This window comes from Eubacterium sp. (assembly GCF_057858645.1).
On sequence record NZ_DBLZZO010000018.1, the window covers coordinates 16,396 to 43,198 of the forward strand.

General features: G+C 32.5%; 22 protein-coding genes and 1 pseudogene. 2 read left to right on the forward strand and 21 right to left on the reverse strand.

Features of this window, described 5'->3' with window-relative positions:
• Position 1: 1 nt before the first annotated feature.
• From ACZM4J_RS07630 to gap, 4 genes are all read right to left on the reverse strand, one after another.
• On the reverse strand, positions 2–1,291 hold the full coding sequence (locus ACZM4J_RS07630) for a hypothetical protein (protein WP_022165938.1): 1,290 nt from the start codon (positions 1,289–1,291) through the stop codon (positions 2–4).
• Between the two features lie 66 nt (positions 1,292–1,357).
• A complete protein-coding gene (tpiA, locus tag ACZM4J_RS07635; RefSeq protein ID WP_302690381.1) occupies positions 1,358–2,110 on the reverse strand; it encodes a triose-phosphate isomerase in 753 nt (250 codons plus the stop codon).
• Between the two features lie 160 nt (positions 2,111–2,270).
• Positions 2,271–3,476 (reverse strand): phosphoglycerate kinase, encoded by a 1,206-nt coding sequence (locus tag ACZM4J_RS07640; protein ID WP_117998954.1) that lies wholly within the window; start codon positions 3,474–3,476, stop codon positions 2,271–2,273.
• A gap of 122 nt (positions 3,477–3,598) precedes the next feature.
• Positions 3,599–4,615 carry a type I glyceraldehyde-3-phosphate dehydrogenase gene (gene gap, locus ACZM4J_RS07645; protein WP_117998953.1) on the reverse strand — a complete coding sequence of 339 codons (1,017 nt, stop codon included), beginning with the start codon at positions 4,613–4,615 and terminating at the stop codon, positions 3,599–3,601.
• A gap of 252 nt (positions 4,616–4,867) precedes the next feature.
• On the opposite strand from gap, the gene ACZM4J_RS07650 reads away from it, so the two are divergent.
• On the forward strand, positions 4,868–5,635 hold the full coding sequence (locus tag ACZM4J_RS07650) for a histidinol-phosphatase HisJ family protein (protein WP_428244773.1): 768 nt from the start codon (positions 4,868–4,870) through the stop codon (positions 5,633–5,635).
• A 57-nt stretch (positions 5,636–5,692) separates the two neighbouring features.
• On the opposite strand, the gene ACZM4J_RS07655 is transcribed toward ACZM4J_RS07650, so the two are convergent.
• The gene (locus tag ACZM4J_RS07655; RefSeq protein ID WP_428244774.1) at positions 5,693–6,835 is read right to left on the reverse strand and encodes a cysteine desulfurase family protein; all 1,143 of its coding nucleotides are present in this window, start codon (positions 6,833–6,835) and stop codon (positions 5,693–5,695) included.
• Positions 6,836–6,913: 78 nt separating this feature from the next.
• Here ACZM4J_RS07655 and ACZM4J_RS07660 point away from each other — a divergent pair, with 78 nt between their 5' ends.
• Positions 6,914–8,419, forward strand: coding sequence for an oligosaccharide flippase family protein (locus ACZM4J_RS07660; protein ID WP_428244775.1), 1,506 nt, complete (start codon positions 6,914–6,916; stop codon positions 8,417–8,419).
• 150 nt (positions 8,420–8,569) lie between these two features.
• On the opposite strand, the gene ACZM4J_RS07665 is transcribed toward ACZM4J_RS07660, so the two are convergent.
• The 16 genes and pseudogenes from ACZM4J_RS07665 to ACZM4J_RS07740 all read right to left on the reverse strand — a co-directional run bounded on the left by ACZM4J_RS07665 (position 8,570) and on the right by ACZM4J_RS07740 (position 26,759).
• Positions 8,570–9,445 (reverse strand): hypothetical protein, encoded by an 876-nt coding sequence (locus ACZM4J_RS07665; RefSeq protein ID WP_022164629.1) that lies wholly within the window; start codon positions 9,443–9,445, stop codon positions 8,570–8,572.
• Between the two features lie 149 nt (positions 9,446–9,594).
• Entirely contained in the window at positions 9,595–11,658 is a 2,064-nt protein-coding gene (locus ACZM4J_RS07670; protein WP_489485931.1) for a S8 family serine peptidase, read from the reverse strand.
• Positions 11,659–11,761: 103 nt separating this feature from the next.
• Positions 11,762–12,487 carry a LytR/AlgR family response regulator transcription factor gene (locus ACZM4J_RS07675; protein ID WP_302690259.1) on the reverse strand — a complete coding sequence of 242 codons (726 nt, stop codon included), beginning with the start codon at positions 12,485–12,487 and terminating at the stop codon, positions 11,762–11,764.
• A gap of 246 nt (positions 12,488–12,733) precedes the next feature.
• Positions 12,734–14,482, reverse strand: coding sequence for an ABC transporter ATP-binding protein (locus ACZM4J_RS07680; RefSeq protein ID WP_412334591.1), 1,749 nt, complete (start codon positions 14,480–14,482; stop codon positions 12,734–12,736).
• A complete protein-coding gene (locus tag ACZM4J_RS07685) occupies positions 14,483–16,210 on the reverse strand; it encodes an ABC transporter ATP-binding protein (protein WP_428244778.1) in 1,728 nt (575 codons plus the stop codon).
• Positions 16,211–16,318: 108 nt separating this feature from the next.
• Positions 16,319–16,516: a PspC domain-containing protein gene (locus ACZM4J_RS07690; RefSeq protein ID WP_489485933.1), complete on the reverse strand. Its 198-nt coding sequence runs from the start codon at positions 16,514–16,516 to the stop codon at positions 16,319–16,321.
• Between the two features lie 9 nt (positions 16,517–16,525).
• Positions 16,526–17,593 (reverse strand): butyrate kinase, encoded by a 1,068-nt coding sequence (gene buk / locus ACZM4J_RS07695; protein ID WP_022166025.1) that lies wholly within the window; start codon positions 17,591–17,593, stop codon positions 16,526–16,528.
• 68 nt (positions 17,594–17,661) lie between these two features.
• Positions 17,662–18,576 (reverse strand): phosphate butyryltransferase, encoded by a 915-nt coding sequence (ptb, locus tag ACZM4J_RS07700; protein WP_022166026.1) that lies wholly within the window; start codon positions 18,574–18,576, stop codon positions 17,662–17,664.
• 239 nt (positions 18,577–18,815) lie between these two features.
• On the reverse strand, positions 18,816–19,238 hold the full coding sequence (locus ACZM4J_RS07705) for a flavodoxin (protein ID WP_302690264.1): 423 nt from the start codon (positions 19,236–19,238) through the stop codon (positions 18,816–18,818).
• Positions 19,239–19,461: 223 nt separating this feature from the next.
• Positions 19,462–20,025, reverse strand: a complete 564-nt coding sequence (locus ACZM4J_RS07710) for a DUF3793 family protein (RefSeq protein WP_489485934.1) — start codon at positions 20,023–20,025, stop codon at positions 19,462–19,464.
• Positions 20,026–20,049: 24 nt separating this feature from the next.
• Positions 20,050–20,379 (reverse strand): annotated as a pseudogene (gene eno, locus ACZM4J_RS07715) (phosphopyruvate hydratase); the annotation flags it as partial.
• A 394-nt stretch (positions 20,380–20,773) separates the two neighbouring features.
• Complete coding sequence (locus tag ACZM4J_RS07720) at positions 20,774–22,855, reverse strand: heavy metal translocating P-type ATPase (RefSeq protein ID WP_022166030.1); 2,082 nt, start codon at positions 22,853–22,855, stop codon at positions 20,774–20,776.
• Positions 22,855–23,136, reverse strand: coding sequence for a DUF6110 family protein (locus ACZM4J_RS07725; protein ID WP_022166031.1), 282 nt, complete (start codon positions 23,134–23,136; stop codon positions 22,855–22,857). Before ACZM4J_RS07725 ends, ACZM4J_RS07720 begins: the two co-directional genes overlap by 1 nt.
• Before the next feature lie 126 nt (positions 23,137–23,262).
• Complete coding sequence (locus tag ACZM4J_RS07730) at positions 23,263–24,384, reverse strand: AI-2E family transporter (protein WP_428244779.1); 1,122 nt, start codon at positions 24,382–24,384, stop codon at positions 23,263–23,265.
• A 322-nt stretch (positions 24,385–24,706) separates the two neighbouring features.
• Entirely contained in the window at positions 24,707–26,077 is a 1,371-nt protein-coding gene (locus ACZM4J_RS07735; protein WP_022166032.1) for an NCS2 family permease, read from the reverse strand.
• 469 nt (positions 26,078–26,546) lie between these two features.
• Complete coding sequence (locus tag ACZM4J_RS07740) at positions 26,547–26,759, reverse strand: DUF3990 domain-containing protein (protein WP_022166033.1); 213 nt, start codon at positions 26,757–26,759, stop codon at positions 26,547–26,549.
• Positions 26,760–26,803: the final 44 nt, after the last annotated feature.

The following is a 26,803-nucleotide window of genomic DNA, read 5'->3' on the forward strand; positions in this document are numbered from 1 at the left end:
CTTATTCTATGTTAAAATTTACTTTTTGTTTAGCAAAATTAATGCCCACTGCGTTTTCTTTTGTTCTTCTTCCGTCATTTCTAAAATAAACTACATCGTAGCCTGGGAACTTTGGATCGTTACCACATTTTTCGGAAGTATTATCAAGCATTTTTTCAGCTTCTTTTTTAGTTATATATACATAAATTCTAGTATATGCACCTACACCATTTCCTACATTTTCCTGACCGTTAAAATTAATAGGATTCTTTTTAATTTGTTTAAAATGATTTCCTGTTATTGTAATATTCTTAACGCCACTTCCTGAAATTGCATGACCTGTGTTAGTGCTTGTTAGATTGTTTCCTTTTCCATTTTTAATAAATCTGTTATTTAATATCTTTGTGTTTTTCCAATTCATCAGATAAACACCTGCATCATAAAGATTTTTAAAAGTATTTCCTTTAATTAAAATCTTTGAATGATAAATATTTTTCTTTTTCTTTGTTTGAGAATAGTTATGTGTTCCTACACCTCTGCTCATTCCCTGAAATACACTATTAGTAACTTTAATGTTTACACATGGTGTTTTGTCCTGTTTTGCCCAAGTACAACCAACACCACCTGTTATTTCATCAGCCATATCAATGTTAATTGCTTCTTTAACATAAGCTTTTTGTGGTGAACCTTTCTTTGCTTTGTTGAATTTGCACTTGTTAATTTTTACATTTTTAGCACCATTTACTTCAATGTAGTGATTTCCATTCATACCTTTGAAAGTAATACCTGAAATTTCAATATTCTTACAATGAACTGCTATAATGGATAAACCTTTAATATACTTCATATCGAATACAACCTTGCCTTTAGCTATCATTTTTGCATTCGATGTTCCATTATATTTACCAATTGCCTTATTCTTGTAAGTCATGTTCTTTGGAACCAACTGCCACATAGCTGTTGCAGGTTTAATATGTGCTTTTGTATCAAATATATTCTCAATAACAACACCATCTTCAAAAACAACTGTTACATTAGATGGTATACATACAGAATACTGGAATCTATATGTTCCTTTTTTTAATGTAAGTTTTCCTCCTCCTGCTTTTCTCATTCTCTCTGTATATTCATTTAAAGCCATACAATGAGCAACTGAGCTATCATATACTGTTGGGTGTTTTTTTGCATTTTGAACTAATTTGGCCGGTGACACTGTCACATTCATTTTTGCCTGTGCATTACAATTAAACATTGTACACATAAACAATACGGCAGCTATTGATAATAATGCTTTTATTCTACCTGTTCTCATAATTATCTTATCCCCTTTTTTTTACTAAAACAGGACACTGCGGAACAGTGTCCTGTGGGTTATATATTATTTGTTGTAATTAACGATCTGTCCAAAGTCAACCTTAAGGCTGGCTCCACCAACTAAACCACCATCAATGTCAGGTTTAGCAAGTAATTCTGCAGCATTTCCTGCATTCATTGATCCACCATACTGGATTCTGATAGCTGCTGCTGTAGCATCATCATATACTTCAGCGATGCAAGCTCTAATAGCTGCACATACTTCTTCAGCCTGATCAGATGTAGCTGTCTTACCTGTTCCGATTGCCCAAATTGGTTCGTAAGCAATAACTGCTTCCTTAGCCTGATCTGCTGTTACATTGTTAAATGCAACCTTAATCTGCTGACGAATGAAATCAATTGCGATTCCCTGTTCTCTCTGTTCAAGAGTTTCACCACAGCAGATAATTGGTGTAATACCATGTTCGAAAGCCTTAAGAACTTTTTTGTTTACTGTTTCATCAGTTTCAGCAAAGTATTCTCTTCTTTCTGAATGTCCGATGATAACATATTTTACACCAATGTCTGTAAGCATGTTAGGAGCGATTTCACCTGTGTAAGCACCGCTTTCTTCAAAATACATGTTTTCAGCACCAATATTAATATTTGTTCCCTTAGTAGCTTCCATAGCTGGAACTAAATCGATTGCTGGTACGCAGAATACTACGTCAACTTCATCATTAGCTACTAATGGTTTTAATTCATTAATTAATGCAACTGCCTCACTTGGAGTCTTGTTCATTTTCCAGTTGCCTGCAATAATTTTCTTTCTCATTATGAAATCTCCTTTATTCTTTCGCCGTTTTCTTATTGATGCAAAGCATCAATAAGCACGCTGGCATTCGCCAGCTTCACAAAAACCAATCTACGAACAACTGAATGCAAGCATTCATTGTTCTTGATTTGTTTTTGTGTAAATGGACTCATTTGCCTTAGCGTTATTTGTCGTTTGCTGCTACAACGCCTGGTAAGTCTTTTCCTTCTAAGAATTCTAAGCTTGCTCCACCACCTGTTGAGATGTGAGTCATCTTATCACCAAATCCAAGGTTGTTTACTGCTGCTGCTGAATCACCACCACCGATAATTGTTGTAGCATCTGTATCAGCTAAAGCCTGAGCTACTGCAATAGTACCTGCTGCAAGACATGGATTTTCTGAAACACCCATAGGTCCGTTCCATACTACTGTCTTAGCATTCTTTACTGCATCAGCAAATAATTCTCTTGTCTTAGGTCCAATATCAAGTCCTTCTTTGTCATCAGGAATTGCATTAGTTGGAACTATCATTGTTTCGATTTCTGCATCAATTGGATCTGGGAATCCATCAGCTGCAACTGTATCGATTGGAAGTAAAATCTTCTTTCCTAATTCTTCTGCTTTCTTAAGCATGTCATTACAGTAATCAAGCTTGCTGTCATCTACTAAAGAGATACCAACATTTCCGCCCTGAGCCTTAACGAATGTGTATGCCATACCACCACCGATAATTAAAGTATCGCACTTTTCAAGTAAGTTATTGATAACATTTAATTTGTCAGCAACCTTAGCACCACCAAGAATAGCTACGAAAGGTCTTACAGGATTGTTTACTGCATTTCCTAAGAAATCAATTTCTTTCTGCATTAAGTATCCAACTACTGCTGTGTCAACATATTCTGTTACACCAACGTTTGAACAGTGTGCTCTATGAGCTGTACCAAATGCATCATTTACAAATACATCACAAAGTGAAGCAAGTTCTTTTGAGAAAGCTTCTCCATTCTTTGTTTCTTCTGCTCTGTAACGTGTATTCTGAAGTAATACTACATCACCATCCTGCATAGCTGCTACTGCTGCTTTTGCATTTTCACCTACAACATTATCATCTGCTGCAAACTTAACTTCCTGTCCTAATAATTCTGAAAGTCTTACTGCAACTGGTGCAAGTGATAATTCAGGCTTTGGTTCTCCCTTTGGCTTTCCAAGATGTGAGCAAAGGATAACCTTACCACCATCATTAATTAATTTTTTGATTGTTGGAAGAGCTGCTACAAGACGGTTTTCATCTGTAATAACGCCTTCCTTTAAAGGTACGTTGAAATCACAACGAACTAATACCTTTAATCCTTTTACATTGATATCATCAACTGATTTTTTGTTAAGCATATTAACTTTCCTTTCTAATTTTCATATTTAAAAATCCATACTGTATAAACTAAAAACCCATACATAAACAAAGGGCCCGGCCCATTAAAGCCGGACCCTTTTGGATCTTAATATTCTTAAACTTATGCAAGTTCTGAGAAGTATTTGATTGTTCTAACCATCTGGCTTGTGTATGAATTTTCGTTGTCATACCATGAAACAACCTGTACTTCATATGTGTCTTCGTCAACCTTTGATACCATTGTCTGTGTAGCATCAAATAATGAACCATATCTCATACCTACGATATCTGAAGAAACGATTTCGTCTTCATTGTATCCGTATGATTCGTTTGAAGCTGCCTTCATAGCTGCGTTGATACCTTCAACTGTGATATCTTTTCCTTTAACTACAGCAGTAAGAACTGTTGTTGATCCTGTTGGAACTGGAACTCTCTGTGCAGATCCGATTAATTTTCCGTTTAATTCTGGAATTACTAATCCGATAGCTTTTGCAGCACCTGTTGAGTTAGGAACGATGTTAACTGCAGCAGCTCTTGATCTTCTTAAGTCACCCTTTCTCTGAGGACCATCAAGAGTCATCTGATCACCTGTGTAAGCATGAATTGTTAACATGATACCACTCTGGATTGGAGCGTACTTGTTAAGAGCATCAGCCATAGGTGCTAAACAGTTTGTTGTACATGAAGCAGCTGAGATAATTGTATCTTCTGGCTTTAATGTATTGTGGTTTGTATTGTAAACGATTGTAGGAAGATCATTTCCAGCTGGAGCTGAAATAACAACCTTACGAGCACCAGCTTTGATATGAGCCTGTGCTTTGTCCTTTGATGTATAGAATCCTGTACATTCTAATACTACGTCTACGTTTAATTCTCCCCAAGGGCAATTTGAAGCATCAGCTTCTGCATAAATCTTGATTTCCTTACCATCAACGATGATAGAATCTTCTGTAGCTGAAACTGTATCAGCCTTTTCATATTTACCCTGTGATGAATCATACTTTAATAAGTGAGCTAACATTTTAGGACTTGTTAAGTCGTTGATAGCTACTACTTCATAACCTTCAGCACCAAACATCTGTCTGAAAGCAAGACGTCCAATACGTCCAAATCCGTTAATTGCAACTTTAACTGCCATTTGATTTTTCCTCCTGAAAAATTTTTAATTTTTATTGTTAATTTTCATTAACCTATTGATTATTTTACATAATTACTCTGTAAATATCAAGGTGTTTTTACGGTTTTTCTTGGTTTTTTGTTAAATTTTTGTCAATTTTTTGATAATGAAACGTTATTGTAGATTTTTATTGTTGTTTTTGCTATATTTTATTTAAAATTCTAAGTTAAATTTTAACGTGAATTTTACAAAAAAATAAAAAGGACTAATATTATGATTTCAGATTATCATGTTCATAGCAAATTTTCTTTTGACTCAGAAGAAAAAATCGACAATATTATTTCAAAAGCAATTGAGTTAAAAATGAACCAAATTGTCATAACCGACCATGAGGATTTTAACTGGCCTGTTGAAGGGGAAACTCCTCTTATTGACCTTCCTAAATATAATTTGGTTTTATCTAAAAAAAAAGAACAATACAAAAATAAAATTAAACTTTTTAAAGGCATTGAGTTGGGGCTTATGAAAGGTACAGGTACTCAATGCCTGGAGCTTATAAATGCATCAGCGTTGGATTTTATAATTGGCTCCTGTCATATTGTGGACAACATGGACCCATATTATACAGATTTTTGGAAAAACAGACAGGACAGGGATGCTTTTGAACTTTATTTTAAAACTCTTTTGGAAGGCTTATTAGAATTCAGCCAAATTGATACTTTAGGTCATTTAGACTATGTTGTAAGATACAGTCCAAACAGAGACTCAAACTATTCACCACGTGATTATCAGGATGTTATTGATGAGATTTTAAAATTCATTATAGAAAAAGATATTAAATTGGAAATTAACACTTCTAACTTATCTAAAGGTTTTGACTTTTTTAATCCACATACTGATATTATTAAAAGATATAAGGAATTAGGTGGGAAATACGTTACCCTTGGTTCTGACGCTCATAAAGCTGAATACATTGGTTACGGTTTTGATAAAGCATACGAAATTGCTAATTCTTTTGATTTAAAAATATTTACCCTTTAATTTAAACATAGAGCTGTCGCCTTAAAGATATCTAATCACCGGCGCACAGCTCCTTTTCTAATTTCCCGCTTTTCTCATTTTCAAAATATTTTCTTTCAGTGTATTTACTGTGTAATCAATCTCTTCTTTTGTGTTTTCGTAGGATAATGTAATTCTAATGGTTCCGTATGCAAATTTATCCGGCACACCAATTGCGGTTATAACATGAGACGGCTTATCTGATGAAGAAGAACATGCTGAACCGGCTGAAATACACACACCTTCATTATCCATTAGTATTACAAGTGATGTTCCATCAATTCCTGCTATTGTAAAATTAGCATTTCCCGGTAGTCGTTTTATCTGATGGCCGTTTAATCTCACGTATGGAATTTCTCTTAACATTCTGTTAATTAGATAATCTCTCAGTCTGCTCTCTTTTTCCAATCTTTTGGTTATTTTATTTTTGGCAGTTTCTACCGCCACCCCCATGCCCACAATAGCTGCCACATTTTCAGTGCCTGCTCTTTTGCCAAATTCCTGACTTCCACCATACACCAGTGGATTCATTTTTTTCGGCTCTTTTATATACAAAAAGCCTATTCCTTTAGGGCCGTAAAACTTGTGAGCGCTGGCACTTAACATATCCACCTGCAATTTTTCCACATCAATTGGTACATGGCAAAAAGCCTGCACAGCATCTGTATGAAACAGTATATTATGTTTTTTAGCAATCTGCGCAATTTTTCCTATTTCCTGTATTGTGCCAATTTCGTTATTTGCATACATTATGGAAATTAGCCCTGTTTTTATTGTTTTATCATTCCTAATGTAACTTTCAATTTCGTAGGGATTTATCAGCCCTTCTCTGTCTGTTCCAATGTAGGAAACATGCATACCTTTTTGTTCTAGCTCACTGCATTTATTTAAAACAGCGTGGTGTTCTATTTTTGAAGTAACAATATGATTTCCCCACTGTTTTGCGTTTTCCAAAACCCAATTATCCGACTCAGTTCCTCCTGACGTAAAAATAATATTTTCCCCTTTGCAGTTTAAAACTCCGGCTATTTTCTCCCTTGTTTCCTCTATAATCTTTCTTGATTTTTTTGATAATGTATATATGCCTGACGGATTTCCATACATGTCATTTAAATATGGTTCCATGGCTTCTGCTGCTTCTTTGCATATTTTTGTTGTTGCCCCATTGTCCAAATAAATCATGGTTTCTCCTTAATAATATTAATAGCATTTTTTTTAATGTTAAGAATAAATTATAATAAAGTGTTTTTCGGTGGTACTATGTCTGTAAAAAAGCAAATTATTCAAGGAACTATTGTCCTTACATCTGCCACTTTATTAAGTAGAATTCTTGGTTTTTTATATAGAATATTCCTTTCAAACTTAATGGGTGCAAAAGGAATGGGCCTTTTTCAATTAATTTTTCCGGTTCTGGGATTTGCCATCTCTGTAAGTTGCGGTGGCATCCAAATAGCTGTTTCAAGATTTGTTGCCGAAAGCAAAAACAAAAACAGTAAATTTATGATTTTAATAAGTAGCCTTGTAATGTCTGCTGTTCTGTCTGCTTTTACGGCTTTTATTTTGTATAAATTTGCTCTGCCTATTTCTGTTAATATTATAAAAAACAGCCAGTGTTATGAAATGATAAAATATGCGTCTCTTACTGTCCCCCTTGCAGCTTTTCACTCCTGTATAACCGGTTATTATCTTGGCATGAAAAAGACTTTTGTTCCTGCTTTTTCTACAGTGCTTGAACAACTTGCAAAAGTAGCATCTGTCTATATTATTGGTATGGTTGTCATAACAAACAAAATCGAAATTACACCTATGGTTGCAGTTTATTCCATGATTATTTCAGAATTTATTGGTGTGATTTTCTGTGTTATTGCTTTGACAGGAGAACCAAAATACTCTTTTAAAATTAAAGATTTGTTTGTATCAATGAAGAAACTTTTTTCTGTTTCCTATGTGCTTACAATTAACAAAATCATGATAACTTTTCTCCAATGCTTTGAAGCAATTTTAGTGCCTATTGTTTTGGTTAAAAGTGGTTTGTCAAAGGACAATGCTCTTAGTGTCTATGGAATTTTAACAGGCATGGCAGTTCCTGTTATAACTTTTCCCTCGGCAATTAATACCTCTGTCTCAACCATGATTTTGCCTGCCATTGCAGACGCTAACACCAGCGGTAAAAACAATCAGGTTAAAAAAGCTACAGAAACTTCTATTTGTTTTTCTATAATTATGGGGATTTTCTTTATTGGATTTTTCCTGTATTTTGGAGATTTTATTGGTGGCGAAATTTTCGGTCACAGACAGGCTGGTGATTATATAAAAATTCTTGCCTGGATATGCCCTTTTATGTATTTGTCCATTACCATGGGTGCCATATTACATGGACTTGGCAAAACTAATCAGGCTTTTATACATAATGTTGTTGGAACTGTTATTCGCCTTTTCTGCTTATGGTTTTTGGTTCCTACAATCGGTATTAAAGGATATTTATGGGGACTTCTTGGCAGCAATCTTATAACTACTTTACTGCATAATTATTGTATAAAAAAGAATATTGGACACAAACTTAATTGCATGGACTTTATAATCAAGCCTGTAATTTGGCTAAGTATAAGTATGCTTTGCTGTTATCTTATCAGATATATTTTTTCTTTTTGTAATTCAGAAACACGTTTGTATAGTTACTTTTCTAACGGAGTATGCGCAGTAGTTTTAGCCGGTGTATTTTCATTTTTCTTTTATACTTACTGGAAAAATATTAAGCAGTTTTAAATGTGTTTTAATCAGTAAATATGACTTATGATATTCTACGCGCTAAGTATGCCTCTAGTTAAAAAATTTTCCATTACAAAAACAGGATGAAAGCTTTTCAACTTCCATCCTGTTTTACTATAGTATTTCTATTTACTTTTTGTTTATTTTCTATTTTTTCTTTATTTTCCTTATGTCCTTTTTTGAGATGTTTTTACATCCTTTTACTATTACACTTTTAATCTTTTGTTTTTTAGATGTAATAATTTTCTTCAGCTTTGGAGCATTTACAATTTTTAAAGACTTAATTTTTCCTGCTTTGGAAATATCAATCTTTTTTAAACTGTTGTCATTTTTTATGGTAATGCTTTTTAACTTTTTATTTTTTCCAATGTTAATTTTTTTAATATTAGTATCTACGATTTTTATATTTGATACTTTTTTACATTTTGAAAAATCTACTTTATTTAATTTACCACCTGCCCAACACTCGAAGCTTTTTAAATTACTATTCTTTGATATGTTAATTTTCTTCAGGTTGTTCAATTGAACAATTTGAATTTTATTTAATTTTCTGTAATTTGAAAAATCAAAAGTCTTTAAATCTGTTTTTCCCAATCCACCAAGCATTGTTACACTTTTTAAATTAGTAAGTTTATAAAGAGATTCTTTATTTGTCATTTTAGTTGGAATCGCTATCTTCATTTCCTCAAGATTAGTCAGATATTCTATGCCTTTAAAATCTCTTACTACACCTTCATCACCTAAATTAGTAAATTTTTCCAGCTCGCCTTCACCTTCATATTCACCTAATTTCAGATATTTTATTTTTTGAACTTCATCTTGTTCAATCTTTCCATTTTGATTTGAGTCAACAACCAAATTCATGTATCTTCTAAGTAAATTATCTGGAAAATTAGTTTCATTAATTTCTACTAAATACTCCTCTTTTGGTTGTTGTGCCTTTACAACCGGCTGCCCTAACATAGTCAACATTGCTAAAACATTAATAGTTGCTAATAGTTTTACTGCTTTCTTATTTTTCATATCACAGTACCTCCTTTTATTTATACTTTTTAAACGTATTGCATAAAAAAAATATTGCAAAAGTTTTTAAATTCATTTAAGTAATTTGTTTTTAATTGTTTTCCTAAACTCCAAATTCATAAATATAAATTAAATGTACTTATATTAATCTATTTTTTTGCTTCTATAGCATCTATAATTTTTCTATTATTCGCGTTACTTGTATAGGTATACATTGCCAATTTTTTCTCCCAAGTAGAGTAAGTCTCGTCATTTGCTACATTGTTCTTTGCAAAAAACATCAATTCCTGTATTGCACAATCTAAAACGTCATTATCTTTTATAATATCTCTGCTCTTAATAGTCTTAATACTTTTAATTGCGTCACCATTAACACTATTCTTTATATAATTCTTTAAAACATTTCCAGCCGCTTTATATCTTCCCGGGAAATTGTCAATATCATCTGCTTCACCACCATAAGGTGGGACATTTTCTATGTATACCCAACCATTCCATCTTCCATATTGTGCAATCTTTGCAAATGCTCTATGTGCAAATGTGTCAGTTATAATATGAAAACTCATTCCAAGTAAAACAAATCTTCTATTCTCCTTATTGTCTGGATAATCTTCGCTTTTCAGGCCTTTTATTTTTAAGACATTTTTCCATTGTATATTTTTTATATCCTTTTTCATTTGCTTATATTCGTTTTGAGTCATTCCTGATACTTTCTCAACATTAGTAGGATTTAAATCACTTCTTTTAATAACCTTTTGAACAAAACATGTACCAGCTATATAATCCGTAGGGACCTTTACCTTTTGTCCATTTGACTCCTCTTCTCTACATAATGCATGCCATATTTTCCTATCCATGTTTGAAGCATTTGACCTCAGATATTCATCATTATATCTGATTCCCGTTTTTACTAAATTTAATTGTTTCTTGGTTAATTTACCCCCATTAGCATTTGACACTAATGCTTCGTGATTTGCCTTTGACCATAATGCAGTAACTCTTTTCATGGAATCATCTGCTTCTACGTCTGATTGATTCAAAGGTATTACTTTTTTATTTTCCGCATAATTTTCACTATATGTTTTGTAATTGTCTAAAGCATATTCCAAATCTGCAACTTTATACGTTTCTTCATTTTCTACTGTTTTCGAAGATTTTTCAATCAATGTTCTAATAAAGTCTGCACTTTTTTCTTTGTTCATTTGCCATAACATACAAGCCATACCTGTTATATGTGGTGCGGCAATACTTGTTCCTGATGAAACAGTTTCTAATCCAAAATTTGTTGTTGTTTTAACAAACTCACCTGGTGCATTAACATCAACATCTTCTCCAACTGAACTATTTTCAGTTATATCACCATTTGAATCTATTGCACCTACACTCATTACCTCATTATATGCTGCCGGATATTCAACTTTTCCGTCTATCTCACCTCTGTTTCCTGCTGCTGCTATCAAAAGAATTCCTTTACCATATGCATCTTTAATAGCTTTATGTAAAATTTTAGAGTTTTCTAACGAACCAAAACTCATATTAATAACATCAACATTTTCATCAATTGCCGTATAAATTGCCTCTATAATTCTACTTACCGGTGCCGTATTATCACTGTCCATTACTTTTATAGAATATATATCCGCATTATTATTTGTTTCATTTGCAATAATACTAGCCACTTCTGTTCCATGTCCTGAAATATCATCATATACTGGTAAAACATCATTTTCACTAGGAACTAAATTAAATCTTTTAACAACATTTATTTCTCCACATTCATCAATTCCAGAATCAATTACTGCCACCTTTATTTTAGATTTAAACTCTTTTCTATTTGTCTCATCTGTATTTATCATTTTATAATTCCAATCATCGGAAATCTTATCCGGATCAATCTGAATATTAGTTTCTGATGCTTTAATCTTGAAATTCTTTTCAACAGCTACTACATCCTGCTTGTCAGCTACAGTTTGTTTTTCATCTTTTGACAATTTACACACTGTTATCTTGTTTTTGTTAGATAAATCAATATCTTCTTCTTTTCCATTTTCGTATTTCTCTTTAATACTATTAATTGTATTTTTTCCTTTCGACATTACAATATATTCGTTCTCACCCATATTGCTTTCCTTAGCATAAATATTAGGTATTGTTCCTCCAATCAAACTCAATACTGTCATGCAACAAATAATCTTCTTAATTTTTTTCTTCATACGCTACTCCTCTTTGTATTTTCTTTTTTGTATAAATTACTATATATTTGATCAAATACAAATTTAGAATAGCATATTCAGTATTTAACACAATGTTTTTTACTTAATTGATAGGTATTTTTTCATAATTGACATTGTTTAAAAATTCTCTTAACTTTTTTTTCATTTTCCATACTTTTCTTTGCGTTATATTTATTTTTTCTCCACCTGAAACATAAGCCAAATAATTTTTATCATCAATTTTGTCTATTTTACTAATATTTACTATATATGAACTATGACATCTAAAAAACAAATTTTCATCTAATTTGCTTTCTATTGAAGCCATTGAACAATTGCATCTTATATCTTCTTCCTTTAAATGAACAATTACACTATGATTCACATATTCTATATATACAATATCTTTTGTTAGTACTTTTCTTCCTCCAATTCCCACTCCCCCTATTTCTATTTCATGATTATATTTCAAAACTTTTTTTGCCGATTCTATAGTCTCTTCTATATATTTTTTATATTCATTTTTGTATATAAATCTAAAAGCGTTTACCAAATATCCTTTCCTACACAATTCAATCTTTGTTGTTATAATTACATTCAATGTTTCTTTTCTTATATTTCTTGAAATGTTAATTATTCTAAACGGTTCTTCTCCTTTTAAATCAAGTTCAAAAAAAGCTATTTCATAACTCTTTTTGCTATGTATATATTTTTTCCCTGACGAATAATAATCAACAACTATTTTCTCTTCATTTTCATACATCCTCTTTATGTATTTCGCCATTTCATTAGCAAATTTCTCATCATTATCTATCACTGCTATCTTCATTACTTTTTCTCCCCTAACATTAAACACAAAGTTGTTTTCGAACAACAGATTTTTTACAACTCACTATAAAAAAACTCCCACATAACCACAAATACATTTGATTATACTTACATTATGGTTATGTGAGAGTTTATGTGTTTTTGTTAATGTTTTTCAATACAATCTTTTGTTTTGTTAGTTTTTCATTCTATTTTCTTACCGTCTATTCTACCATTTATGTAAATATTATGCAACATTACTTTTACTTTATTGGTACTGACTATTATATAAATTATAGTAAAATCCTTTTTGTTCAAGCAATTGCTGATGATTTCCCTGCTCAATTATTTTTCCGTTATTCATTACAAGAATTATGTCCGCTTCTTTTATTGTTGAAAGACGATGGGCTACTATGAATGTAGTTCTGCCTTTCATCATTTTATTAAACGCTTTTTGGATTCTTATTTCTGTTCTTGTGTCAATTGAAGATGTTGCTTCGTCCAAGATGAGCATTGGTGGTAAGGCAAGCATTACTCTTGCAATACATAACAACTGTTTTTGTCCCTGTGATAAGATACCACCATCTTCACCAATTACCGTATCATATCCCTTCGGCAAACGTTTAATAAAACTGTGGGCATGACTTTGTTTTGCTGCTTCTATTATTTCTTCCCTTGTTGCATCAGGTTTTCCAAAAGCAATATTATCTGCAATTGTTTCTTTTTGCAGCCATGTTTCCTGAAGAACCATACCGTAATTTTCACGCAAACTTTTTCGTGTGATATCAGTTATATTTCTATTATCCACAGTTATTTTACCTGAATCAGCATCATAGAATCTCATTAACAAATTAATAATTGTTGTCTTTCCACATCCGGTTGGTCCGACAATGGCAACTCTTTGTCCCGGTTTTACATGCAAATTAAGGTCTTTTATTAATTCTTTATCTTTGTCGTATGAAAAGTTCACATTGTCTATACCAATGCTTCCATCAACATTTTTTAAGACAGTTTCTTCTGATTCTTTTACATCCACAATTTCCTCTTCGTTTATTAAAGAAAAAACTCTTGCACTACATGCAATTGCATTTTGTAATTCTGTAATAACTCCTGAAATTTCGTTAAAAGGCTTAGTATACTGATTTGCATAACTTAAAATAGTCATTAAACCACCAACAGTTATTCCTTTTGCTATCACAGCCTCCAAACCACCGAATATTGCTACTAACGCATATACAATGTTATTTACAAATCTTGTACTTGGGTTAGTAATTGAAGAAAAGAATGTTGCCTTAACATTTACCTTCCACAATCTGTCATTTGTGTCATCAAAGTCCTCTAATATGCTGTCTTCCTGACCAAACGCCTTCACAACCTTCAGACCACTTAATGTTTCATCTACAATTCCTGTCTGTTCACCTCTTATTTCTGACTGAACTCTAAACATGGAATATGTTCTCTTGGCAATAAAGCTTGCCACAAAAAATGATAAAGGTGTCACGCAAATTACTACTAAAGCAATTTTCAAATCAATCTGTATCATAAAAATCAAAGTAAACAGTATTGTGATTACACCTGTAAATAAATTTGAAAAGCCCATTAAAAGACCATCTGCAAGCTGGTCTACATCTGTAATAACGTTATTTACAATGTCACCACTTGATTTTGAGTCAATATAACTTACAGGTAATTTTTGAATTTTATCAAAAGCTTCTTTTCTAATGTCACGTATAACGTTGTAAGTTATTTTGTTGTTACATAATCCCATTATCCACCAACCTACTGCGGCAATCATTGTACATACAACAATTTGAAGAATAACGCCCTTTAATCCTACAAAATCAACTTTTCCCTGACCAATAATTCTGTCTGTTCCAAGTCCGATTAGTTTTGGAATATACAAAGACAATATTACATAAGCTGTAGCAAAAACCACTGACAGTAACAACATGTACCAGTATTTTTTTATTCTCTTAAGAAGTTCTTTTAGGGCATCTTTTTGTGTCATATTATTCATTTATCTGCCCTCCTTCTCTGAATTTTTAAACTGTGATTGGTATATCTCTTTGTAAACTTCACAATTTTCCAATAATTGTTCGTGTTTTCCAACACCTACTACTTTTCCGTCGTCTAATACAACTATCTGGTCTGCATCCATAATAGATGATGTTCGCTGGGAAACTATAAATGTTGTAACGTTCTCTAAGCTTCTTATAGCTTTTCTTAATTTTGCCTCTGTTGCAAAATCAAGTGCCGATGAGCTGTCATCTAAAATTAATATTTCAGGTTTCTTAACTAAGGCTCTTGCAATGGTTAATCTTTGTTTCTGCCCCCCTGAAAAATTCTTTCCGGTTTGAGTAACATACGAGTCAATTCCATTCTCTTTTTCCATTACAAAATCATAACTTTGTGATTTCTTTAGTGCATCTATCAATTCTTCTTCAGTTGCATCTTCATTGCCCCACAATAAGTTACTTCTAATTGTTCCTTTAAACAATAAAGCCTTCTGAGGAACTATTGATATTTTTTTCTGTAAGGCTGATTTTTTGAATTTTTTAATATCTGCGCCCTCAATGCTCAAGGTTCCTTCTGTTGAATAATAAAATCCCGGTATCATATTTACTAAAGTTGTTTTTCCTGAACCTGTACCACCAATGACACCTATTGTTTCTCCTGATTTTACTTTCAGATTAACACCTTCAATGGAGCTTTCCCCTGCTCCATCATAGGTTAATGAAACATTATCAAATTCAACTTTTGTATCTAAGTCAGGTCCATTATCTAATGTACCCATATCTTCCTCACAAGGAATATCAAATATTTCATTTACACGATTTGCGCAGGCAAAGGCTTTTGTCAGATTAATAATAAGACTGGCAAGTTTTATTAGCTCAACTAAAATCTGTGACATATAGTTGACTAACGCAACAACCTGTCCCTGAGAAAGTCCACCAACATTTACTCTAATTCCGCCGTACCACAAAATTGCTATGATAGCAACATTTATAATAATAAAAGTAGCCGGATTCATAAGTGTTGAAATTCTACCTGCAATAATTTGAAATCTGTTTAAAACCTGAGTTTCTTCATTGTATTCTTTTACTTCCTGAGCTTCCCTGTTAAAAGCCCTTATAACTCTTGTACCACTTAAATTTTCTCTTGTATGCCCCATTACAACATCAAGAGAATTCTGCACAACTTTGTACATAGGTATTGTGATTAACATTATTCCAAATACAATCACTGAAAGTCCTGGAATTGCCACTGCAAAAACCACTGCTGTTTTTACATCTACTGTAAATGCCATAATCATAGCACCAATTACTATAAAAGGTGAACGTAATAAAAGCCTTAGCATCATGTTCACCTGATTCTGTATTTGGTTTACGTCAGCAGTCATTCTGGTAATAAAAGTAGATGGTCCGTACTGATCAATTTGTGTATAAGATAAACCGCCAATGTGTTTAAACAAATCATGTCTTAACCCTCTACCAAAACCTGCTGCTGCTTTTGCCGCAAAATATTGTGCTGTTATTGAAAATGTGAGACCTATTGCAGCTAATAAAAGCAATACACCACCCATTTTCAAAATGTAGGCTATGTCATTTTCTGCTATACCATTATCAATTATTGCTGCCACAACTAATGGAACAAGCAAATCAAAACACGCTTCCAACATTTTAAATAATGGAGCGAATAATGATTCTTTTTTGTAATCTTTTAAATATTTTAATAACTTAAACATAATTTTCCTCTTAAAAATAAAGACTATGAATATTAGAGACAAATTCTCTAAATCTCCATAGCCTTTATTTATATTATATATTCTTCCTTAAAATCTGAAATATATTCACTACTGTATTATATCATCATTAGGAATTATTAATGTGGCAATTATATAGGCTAAAATTCCTGTACCACAGGAACATAAAGTAACTACTGTCCAAATAAGCCTTACCATTGTTGAGTCTATATTAAAATAAATTCCAAGACCGCCACATACACCACATAACATTCTGTCACTTGATGATCTTATAAGTTTTTTCTTCATTAATTTCTCCTAGTATACTTTAGCTTCTTCTTCACCCTTCATAACTCTAAGAGCACCCTGAGCTAATGCAAGAAGTTCATCTTCTCCAGGATAAATTGTAACTGGAGCAATCCATTCTACGGCATTCTTCATGTGATTCTGAGTATTTGCACTATATGCAATACCACCTGTTAAGATAATCTGGTCAACTTTTCCGCCAAGAACAACTGCCATTGCACCGATTTCTTTTTCTAGCTGATAATGGAAAGCGTCCATTACTAACTGAGCCTTTTCATCATTATTTTCAGCCATCTTTAAAAGATCTCTCATATCATTTGTTCCAACGTATGCGTTAAATCCACCATTACCGTTAATCATCTTGCCAACTTCTTCTTTTGTGTATTTACCACTAAAGCAAAGTTTCATTAATGAACCTGATGGAAGACCACCTGATCTTTCAGGTGAGAATGGGCCGTCTCCGTCTAATGCGTTTGCAACATCAACAACTTTACCATTCTTATGTGCTCCAACTGAAACACCACCACCCATATGTACAACGATTAAGTTAAGGTCTTCATAAGCCTTTCCAACTTCCTTTGCATATCTCTTAGCAACAGCCTTCTGATTTAATGCATGGAAAATTGAAATACGTGGGAATAAAGGATGTCCTGATAATCTTGCTACATCCTGAAGTTCGTCAACTACTACAGGATCAACGATATATGATGGTACATTAATTTCAGCAGCGATTTCATGTGCTAAAATACCACCAAGGTTTGATGCGTGCTGTCCCTGTTTTCCAATCTTAAGGTCTTCTAATAATTCAGGTGTTGTTGCGTATGTACCACCTGGAATTGGTTTTAACAAACCACCACGTCCAACTACTACATCTATATCGTTTAAGTCAACATTCTTTTCTTTAAGTACATTTAAAATAACTTCCTTACGGAAATCTTTCTGTGCATAAATTGTTTCATATTTTGCAATCTCTTCTGTTGAATGTCTAAGTGTTTCTTCCATTACCTGTGTTTCATCTTCGTATACACCAATCTTTGTTGATGTTGAACCAGGATTGATAATTAAAATCTTATAAGCCATTTTAAAATCTCCTTATTTTTAATATATAGATTATCGCCCGCAATTAACGGGCGAATAAAAAGTCATATTTATTTGTTCATTGCTTCAGCTACAATCGCTGCTAAAGCAATAGAATTTACCTTTACTTCAAATTCATCTGAACGTGATGTTAAGATAACAGGTGCGCTTGTACCTGTTAAGATGTTACCGTTCTTACATTCAGCTGTATGAACTAAGCACTTGTATGTAATGTTTCCTGCATGAATGTCAGGGAATAATAATACATCAGCATCACCAACAATCTTTCTGTCTGTTGTTCCCTTATGGAAAGCTGCCTGTGGTTCAATTGCTAAGTCAAGTGAAAGTGGTCCATCAACGATGCAACCTGTGATTTCACCATTTTCATTCATCTTTGTTAACTCATCAGCCTCTACTGTACATGGCATCTTTGGATTAACAACTTCAACTGCTGCAATTGGTGCAACCTTAGGGCATTCAACTCCACATGCGTGAGCAATTTCTACTGTATTCTTAATAATATTTGCTTTTGTAGCTAAATCAGGATATGGTACAAAAGCAACATCTGATAAGAATAATAAGTGATCAACACCTTTGATTTCAAATACACAAACGTGTGATAATGTTTTATCTGTTCTAAGACCAACTTCCTTATCAAGTACACTCTTTAAGAATGTCTTAGTATCAATAAGTCCCTTCATGTACATGTCTGCTTCGCCATCATGAACTAACTTTACTGCTGTTCTTGCTGCCTCAACAGGATCCTCTACGTTAATAATCTTATATTCATTTATATGCATTTTTAATGTTCTTGCAATAGTTTTAATTTCAGCTTCATTGCCTACTAAAATTGCATCTGCAATTCCTCTTTCTTTTGCAGCCTTTACAGCTTCAAGTACCGCATCATCCTGTGCACAGGCAACTGCTACAGTCTTCTTTGAACACTGTGAAACCTTTGCTAGTAAATCGTCAAAACTCTTTGTCATCTTCGTATACCTCACATTTTTTTATTTAATATATATAACATAGTAATCCGTTATAAACTATCTTAAATAATAGCACTTACACATAATTCGGTCAAGAAAAAAAGAACCGAAGCACTAATGCTTCGGCCTTTTTTGGATTAAGATTAAAATTACAAAATATATGTAAGTATCGTGTATGTATTATTAAATTAAATACCTATATTTTTAATTGCCCTTATATAGATATTTAAAATAGTAACCTAAACTAATGCTTTTCCTAAAGCTTTACACTGTTCAATTGCATCATCGTCAGGTGCTTCATTACAGATTACAAAATCTGTTGCTAAAACTGCACCGTCGTTTTTGCATGTTTCTTCCCAGTTTCTCATCCATTCGCCATCGCCCCAGCCGTATGAACCAAATAAAGCAATCTTCTTGCCGTTTAATTTTGGTTCGCAAGCTAAGAATACAGGTTCGAATTCACTTTCTTCTAACTGCTCAGCTCCCATTGAAGGACAACCAAATGCGATTGCGTCATAATCATCCATCTTATCAGCACTAAAGTCTGATACATATATTACATCAACTTCTGCTCCGGCTTCTTTTGCACCTTCTGCAACATTAGTAGCCATTACTCCTGTATTTCCTGTTCCACTCCAAAATACTACTGCTATTTTACTCATTTTTTTCCTTCTTTCTACTATAATAATTACATTATTTATTTAGTCTTTTTTGTGTTTAATTCTGTAGTTTCCATAGTTCTTATACTTCACATTCTTCATTAAAGTACATATTTTTATTTTTCGTTATTTTTACTCTTTCCCATTTCATAGTTTTATTTTCCATCTAACCCCTTATTATTTCAAAACATGAAATAAATATTGTTGAAAAATATATTTTAAACAGTTATGCTGCCACCGTTAATTTCAATATGCTTCTCCCCTGATTCCATAACTTTGTATAAATCATTCTGCACTTATCATACCTTGCAAATTCTTTGATTGCTTTCTCTTTATCCCCGTAAACTTTCCAATACCCGCAACATTTAAAATTGCACCCTTTATTATTAATAAGCCCTATAACATCTTCTATTGGATATCCTAAAAACACTCCTATTTCATGCGAGAACGCTTTTAAATCCATTAGTCTTTTTTTAAGTAAGCTTATCGCATAATTTACACAAGTCTCTTTGTACCCATTTTCTCTTAAAAATTTACTAACCTCATTTTTCTTTAAGTCTTCTTCAAGTTTTTTTACTCTGTACACATAAATAAGCGCCCAGGTTTCTTCTTCACGAAGTATTTCAATCTGAATTCCTTTTTCTTTGAATTTTTCATTCATTTCATCAATACTGCTTTTCACTTGTTCTAAAGTAATATTGTCGTGAACGTAGTGCCAATTAAAAAGGCTTGCAGTCTTTAACGACGCCAAAGTGGATGAACACCATTCAATTAAATATTTTTCAACCATATTTTTTCCTCTTAAAATACTTTTTTATATTTTTTCAATATTAAAAGCTTTAATTCCAGGATAAACAGCCGCATCTCCTAACTGTTCTTCTATTCTTAAAAGCTGGTTGTATTTTGCAACCCTTTCACTTCTACTTGGTGCTCCTGTTTTAATCTGACAAGTATTAAGTGCTACGGCTAAATCTGCGATTGTTGTATCTTCTGTTTCTCCTGAACGGTGCGAAGATATTGCTGTATATCCTGCTTTATGTGCCATCTTAATGGCTTCTAATGTTTCAGAAACCGAACCGATTTGATTTAACTTAATTAAAATCGAATTACCACAGTTTAGTTCAATTCCCTTACTTAATCTCTCTTCCAATAATTTTTTCAATTTCTAAAAAATTCATTGTGTCTCCTCTCTTACCTTTCTGGTTGTTTTTGGAGGATTCCGAAGGGAGGGTAGCTACTCCCTCCGGGCTTTCTTCGGAGTCCAAATGTCTATTCAAAAGAAGTTAGTTACATCTAACTACAGTTATAATATTCTAACTATAGTAAAAAATCAAGTGTTTTTTTTAATTTTTTCATTTTTTCATAGAAAATTAGTAGGAATAAAGGAATTTCCCCCTCAATAACTTTTTTTCGTATTGCGCAAAAAAAGACCATAGTCTGAATGTTTCTACATCCAAACTATAGTCCTCTTTTGATTCTTTATTTTCAAGTTGTTGTCTATGATATTCCACTCAACTATTTGTGTTATACCACAACTATTATCTTTCCAAATCTAAATCCTTCATGCTACTTAAACCAATTGCCAAAGTAGACGCATTATGTAACAGCGCTGATGTTGTAGGTGCAATGATTCCTACAACTCCCATTACAATCAAACCGCTATTAAAGGAAACAATTGTCCGATAATTTCTATTAATTCTTTTCATTAATGATTTGCTTATTTTAAGTAATGTTACTATCTGGCCTAAATCCTCGCCATCAATAGTTATGTCTGCAATTTCCTTTGCAACCTGTGCTCCATGGTTCATGGCTATTCCAACATCTGCTTTAGATAATGCAGGTGAGTCATTAATGCCATCTCCAATCATAATCACAGAATGTCCCATTGCAATTTCTTTGTCTACGAACTTTGCCTTATCTTCCGGCAAAACTTCTGAATAGTATTCATCTATACCGACTTTTTTTGCAATGGCTTTTGCTGTTCTGTCACTGTCACCAGTCATCATAACAACTTTCTTAATGCCATTCTTCTTTAACTTTTTAATTGTGTCCTTTGCATCTTCGCGTAAAGGATCTTCAATTAATATTACTGCTTCAAGTTTGCCTTCAATTGCAAGATATAAATGTGAATATTCATTAGGTAAACTATCAAATAATTCCTGCTTGCCTTCAGGTACAACACAGCCTTCATCTTCCATAACAAAATGATAACTTCCAATAACTGCACGTTTTCCGGAAATAGTTGTAGCTATTCCATGGGCAACTATATATTCAACTTTGCTATGAAGTTCTTCGTGAACTAAATTTCTTTCTATTGCTTTATTCACCACTGCGTTTGCAATAGAATGTGGAAAATGTTCTTCTAAACAGGCTGCTATTCTTAAAAGTTCATCTTTTGAATAACCGTTAAAAGGCACCACATCCACAACAACCGGTTCAGATTTTGTTAATGTACCGGTTTTGTCAAACACAATAGTATCTGCTACTGCAACTTTTTCAAGGAACTTACCACCTTTTACTGTAATATTATGTTCTCTTGCCTGTCTTATGGCTGCCAGCACAGAAACAGGCATAGCCAATTTCAATGCACAGGAATAATCAACCATAAGTATAGAAATTGCCTTGGTAGCATTTCTTGTAAACAGATATGTTAAAAGTGTTCCACCTAATGAAAATGGAACAAGTTTGTCAGCTAAGTGTTCAGCTTTTCCTTCTATTGAAGATTTTAATTTTTCAGATTCTTCTATCATTGTAACAATCTGATCAAACTTACCTGTTCCACCTGTCTGTTTAACTCTAACTTCTATCTGACCTTCTTCAATAACAGTTCCTGCATATACATAATTATCAGTAATCTTTCTTACAGGTATTGATTCTCCTGTCATTGATGACTGGTTAATCATTGCTTCACCGGAAACTACAACTCCGTCAAAAGGAACCATCTCGCCGATTCTTGCAATTACAATATCATCAGGTTTAACTTTGTTATATTCAATCTGCTCTTCAATTTCACCATGCTTAACCCAGACTTTTTCAATGTTAAGTGACATGCTCTTTGCTAAGTCACTAACAGATTTCTTATGAGTCCACTCTTCAAGTAACTCGCCTATACCAAGTAAAAACATAATAGAGCCTGCTGTAGATGTATCTCCTCTGAATACAGATACACCTATGGCTGTAGCATCTAAAACAGGCACTTCCAGTTTGCCTTTTGCCAAAACCTTTATGCCTTTGACGATATATTTTGTAGCATTATAAACTGTCAATGCTATCTTTACACTTGTTGGAAGTAAAAACTTACATCCATAGCGTACCATTACCCTGTCAATAAGCTTTTCCTTATAATATTCGTTTAGTTCTCTACCTGTATTCTCTAAATATGTATCAGGCACATTAACTTTTTTATAAGAAAAAGTCTGTAAAAGTTTCAGTACGTTATTTCGTGTACATGTATAATTAAGTACAACGTCATTTGTTCTATTAAACACTTTACACGCTTCTATACAATCCAGATTTTCAAAATAATACTGAACAATATCAGCGTCTCTGTAAGACATTTTTCCATTAATGAAATGTACACGAATTCTTCCTTTTATATCGTGTTTAATAACAAATTTCATTATTCTTCTTCGCCTTCTTCGTCTTCCACTACATCTTCATCTTCAAAAATATCTTCTTCAGCAGCTCTTTCTTCATTAATCTGCTGTGCTTCTGAATAAATATCTTCTGCGTTTTCCTGTACTGCTGTAACTGTATCCATTACACAGTCCTTAGCTCTTAAAACTGCTGCTGTACAGTTAGCATATACTTTCTTTGCATCCTTGCTTGTTAAAACCTTAATTCCTGCTGTTCCAAATAATGTTCCAGCTGCGAACATTCCTACTTTCTTTAATACATCCATTTTCTTTTCCTCCTTAGTTGTTTGTCCTTACTAACTTTTGTTAGTTCTACGAAATATATAATACTCCTTTTGTAGTATTTTTTCAATAATATTTCTAGGGTTGTTTTTGCACTTTTTTAAAAGGATTTATTTTAGTTTTTCTTCCCTTTTATGAATACTTTCAGATGCTATCTTATAGAATCCCGCAATAATTGGAACACCAATTAACATACCAATTATTCCAAACAAACTACCGCCTACAGTTACAGCTGCCAAAACCCAAATTCCGGGAAGACCTATTGAATTGCCCATGATTTTTGGATAAATTATATTTCCCTCTACTAACTGAATTACCAAAATAATAATTACAAATATAATAGCCTGCATTGGTGACTCAGTTAATACCATAATTGCTCCAACAGCAGTTCCTACATATGCACCAACAACCGGTATTAATGCAGTAAAACCTATTAGTGTTCCAATCATAACCGCATATGGCAATCTTAAAATAAACATGGTAAACATACACATCCCACCAAGGACAACTGCATCAATTAATTTGCCCACAATATAACCATGAAAACAATCATCAAAAATATAAATATAATGCATTATTTTGTTATACCATTTTTCCTTAAAAACAACTTTTATTACTCTTTTTGTTTGATTAATTAATCTTTCTTTTCCTGTTAGAAAATATATAGAAAAAATAATTCCAATTAAAATAGTTGCCACAACAGATATGACAGAACTTGCAACAGCAGCCACTGCATTTACCGCACCACCAATTCCTGAAAACAGAAAGCCGCCTATTTTTTCCCAATAGCTATCCCATTTCATGTTTTTTAGTTGGTCTAATGTTTCCGGAGAAACCATTCTTTTAACATATTTATTTTGAGAAATTTCTTTTATTAAATTCGGCATGCCATTAATAAAAGTCTCAATACATCTGATTAATTCTGGTATAATCATATAAATCAAAAGTGCTATCACACCTAAAACAATAACGATTGCCAGTACCATGCATACAGGTCTTCTGCTTTTTATAACACCTTCTTTGGTGCTGTTAGGAAAATATCTTTTTTCAAGTCCTGACATAAAAATATTAACCATATACGCAACCACGCACCCTATTAAAATCGGAGTAACACCACTAATAAACACACTTATCGTATTAGCTACCGCATTCCAGTAGTTAATACACAAAAAAAGTGCGAATATACTTATTCCAATTTTCAAACACTGTTTCCACTCAATTTTTATATTCATAAATTTCTCCTATATAACTATTTTATATATTGTCTATGTAAATATACCTTGGAAGAATGTTACATTATATACAATGCTTCCGCCTAGCTTTTTCCATTATCTATTTTTAATTAGCACTATATATTTTCTTATTTACATATTTTCATATATACATTTTTCTTCTTTAACATTATAACTGCTTTGACTAAAATGGTAAATATATATATAACATAAAAGGTTATGATACCAACTACCAAGTTAGTACCATAACCTTTATTTTGTCTGCATATAACATTATATATACAGTTAATATTCAATTTTCAAATCTTATAGTTATATTATTTTATAAGAATATATATTTTAAAATAAATAATACAGCTAAAACATATAATAAAGGTTTAACCTTCTTACCTTTTCCACATACTAAGTTAATTAATACATATGAGATAATTCCTACAGAAATACCTTCTGAAATGCTGTAGAATAATGGCATTGCGATTACGCAAAGGTAAGCTGGAATAGCTTCTGTTAAATTATCATCTGTAAACTTAATATCTGTAATAGCTCCAAACATAAGGAATCCAACCATGATAAGTGCAGGAGCTGTTGCAAATGATGGAATTGTAATAAATAAAGGTGAAAAGATTACAGCTACTAAGAATAATAATCCTGTAACAACTGCTGTAAGACCTGTACGACCACCTTCAGCTACACCTGCTGATGATTCAACGAATGTTGTTGTAGTTGATGTACCAAGAATAGCACCTGCTGATGTAGCGATAGCATCAGATAACAGTGCAGGTTTAATCTTTGGTAACTTACCATCTTCATCAAGCATACCTGCTTTTGTACTTACACCAATGATTGTTCCTAATGTATCGAATAAGTCTACAAAAAGGAATGCAAATACAACAATGATGAAGTTAATAAGACCAACAGCCTTGAAGTCAAGGTTGAAGCACTGACCAAATGTTTTTCCTAATGCTGAAAAATCAAAACTTACAAAATTAGTTGGAATAACTGAAAATACTCCTTCTTTTGCGTTAGGAACATATAATCCTACTAATTCACTGATAATTCCAAGAATCCATGTTGATACGATACCAATAAGAATTGATCCTTTTACTCTCTTAATATAGAGTATAGCTGTAATAAATACACCAATAACAGCTAATAATGCTGTAATGCCTGCTGTATGGAAATTCTTTGTAAAGTCTGTAATAGTAACAAGTGTTGAATCAGAATTCTGAACAAGTCCTGCATTCTGTAAACCAATGAAAGCAATAAATAAACCAATACCAACTGATACTGCCTTCTTAAGATTAAATGGAATTGCATCAAAAATAGCTTCACGTACATTTGTTAAAGAAAGAATTATAAAAATAATACCTTCAACAAATACTGCAAATAATGCTATCTGCCATGAGTATCCCATTTCACCACAAACTGTGTATGCAAAATATGCATTAAGTCCAAGACCTGCTGATAAAGCAAATGGAAGATTTGCCATAAACGCCATACACATTGTACCAATAAATGAAGCTAAACATGTAGCAATAAGGATGGCTTCCTTATCCATATTTGTACCATCACTTAAAATGTTTGGGTTTACAGCAAGAATATATGCCATAGTCATAAATGTTGTAAGACCCGCAATTACTTCTGTCTTAACAGAAGTATTGTTCTGTTTGAGTTTAAATATTTTTTCTAACATTCTCCTCTTTTGTATAGCCTAGCTATACTTTCCTTTCTTATTATTTGCTATTGCCTTATAATATTAACAGATTTTTAAACGTTTTTACAGTGTTTTTTCATTTTTTTAACATTTACTATTATTTTCTACCATTTTTCTAAAATTATTTAATCATGCAAAATCATTTTTAACTTTATTAAATTATTTCTTCAATATTACATCCTAAAGTTTCAGCAATATTTTTTACTGTTCCCACACTGGCTATGTTAATATCCTTTGCTCTTTCTAATTTTTCAACACTTATTGAATTATTTAAAAAGTCTTCTGCAAATCTGAAATAAGAATCATCTGCTCTATACCCATTATCAAATCATATTCACTAATATCAATATTATATTTTTCCATAAGAAATTTTTTTGACATTATTTCCATTACACTATTGCTGCTAAATGTACGATTTTGAATTAGTATTGATAGCCAATGTAAAATATTATTTTTTATCATTTAAATTCAAAATTTTCAACTCTTCACAATCTAATTCGTATACATTGGCAAATCCACCTTCCAAATAATCACACGCCCATTCCTTGGCTATTTCTAATGATTCTGTACAATAGAAGCCTCTGCCATAATCATTATGAATTTTTCCTACGCCAAATTGTTGTTTTTCAATTATTTTTTTACTTCCATGAAATATTTTCATTTCTTTGAAGCGACGTTTCTTCTAGATTTGTAAAACAAATCTAG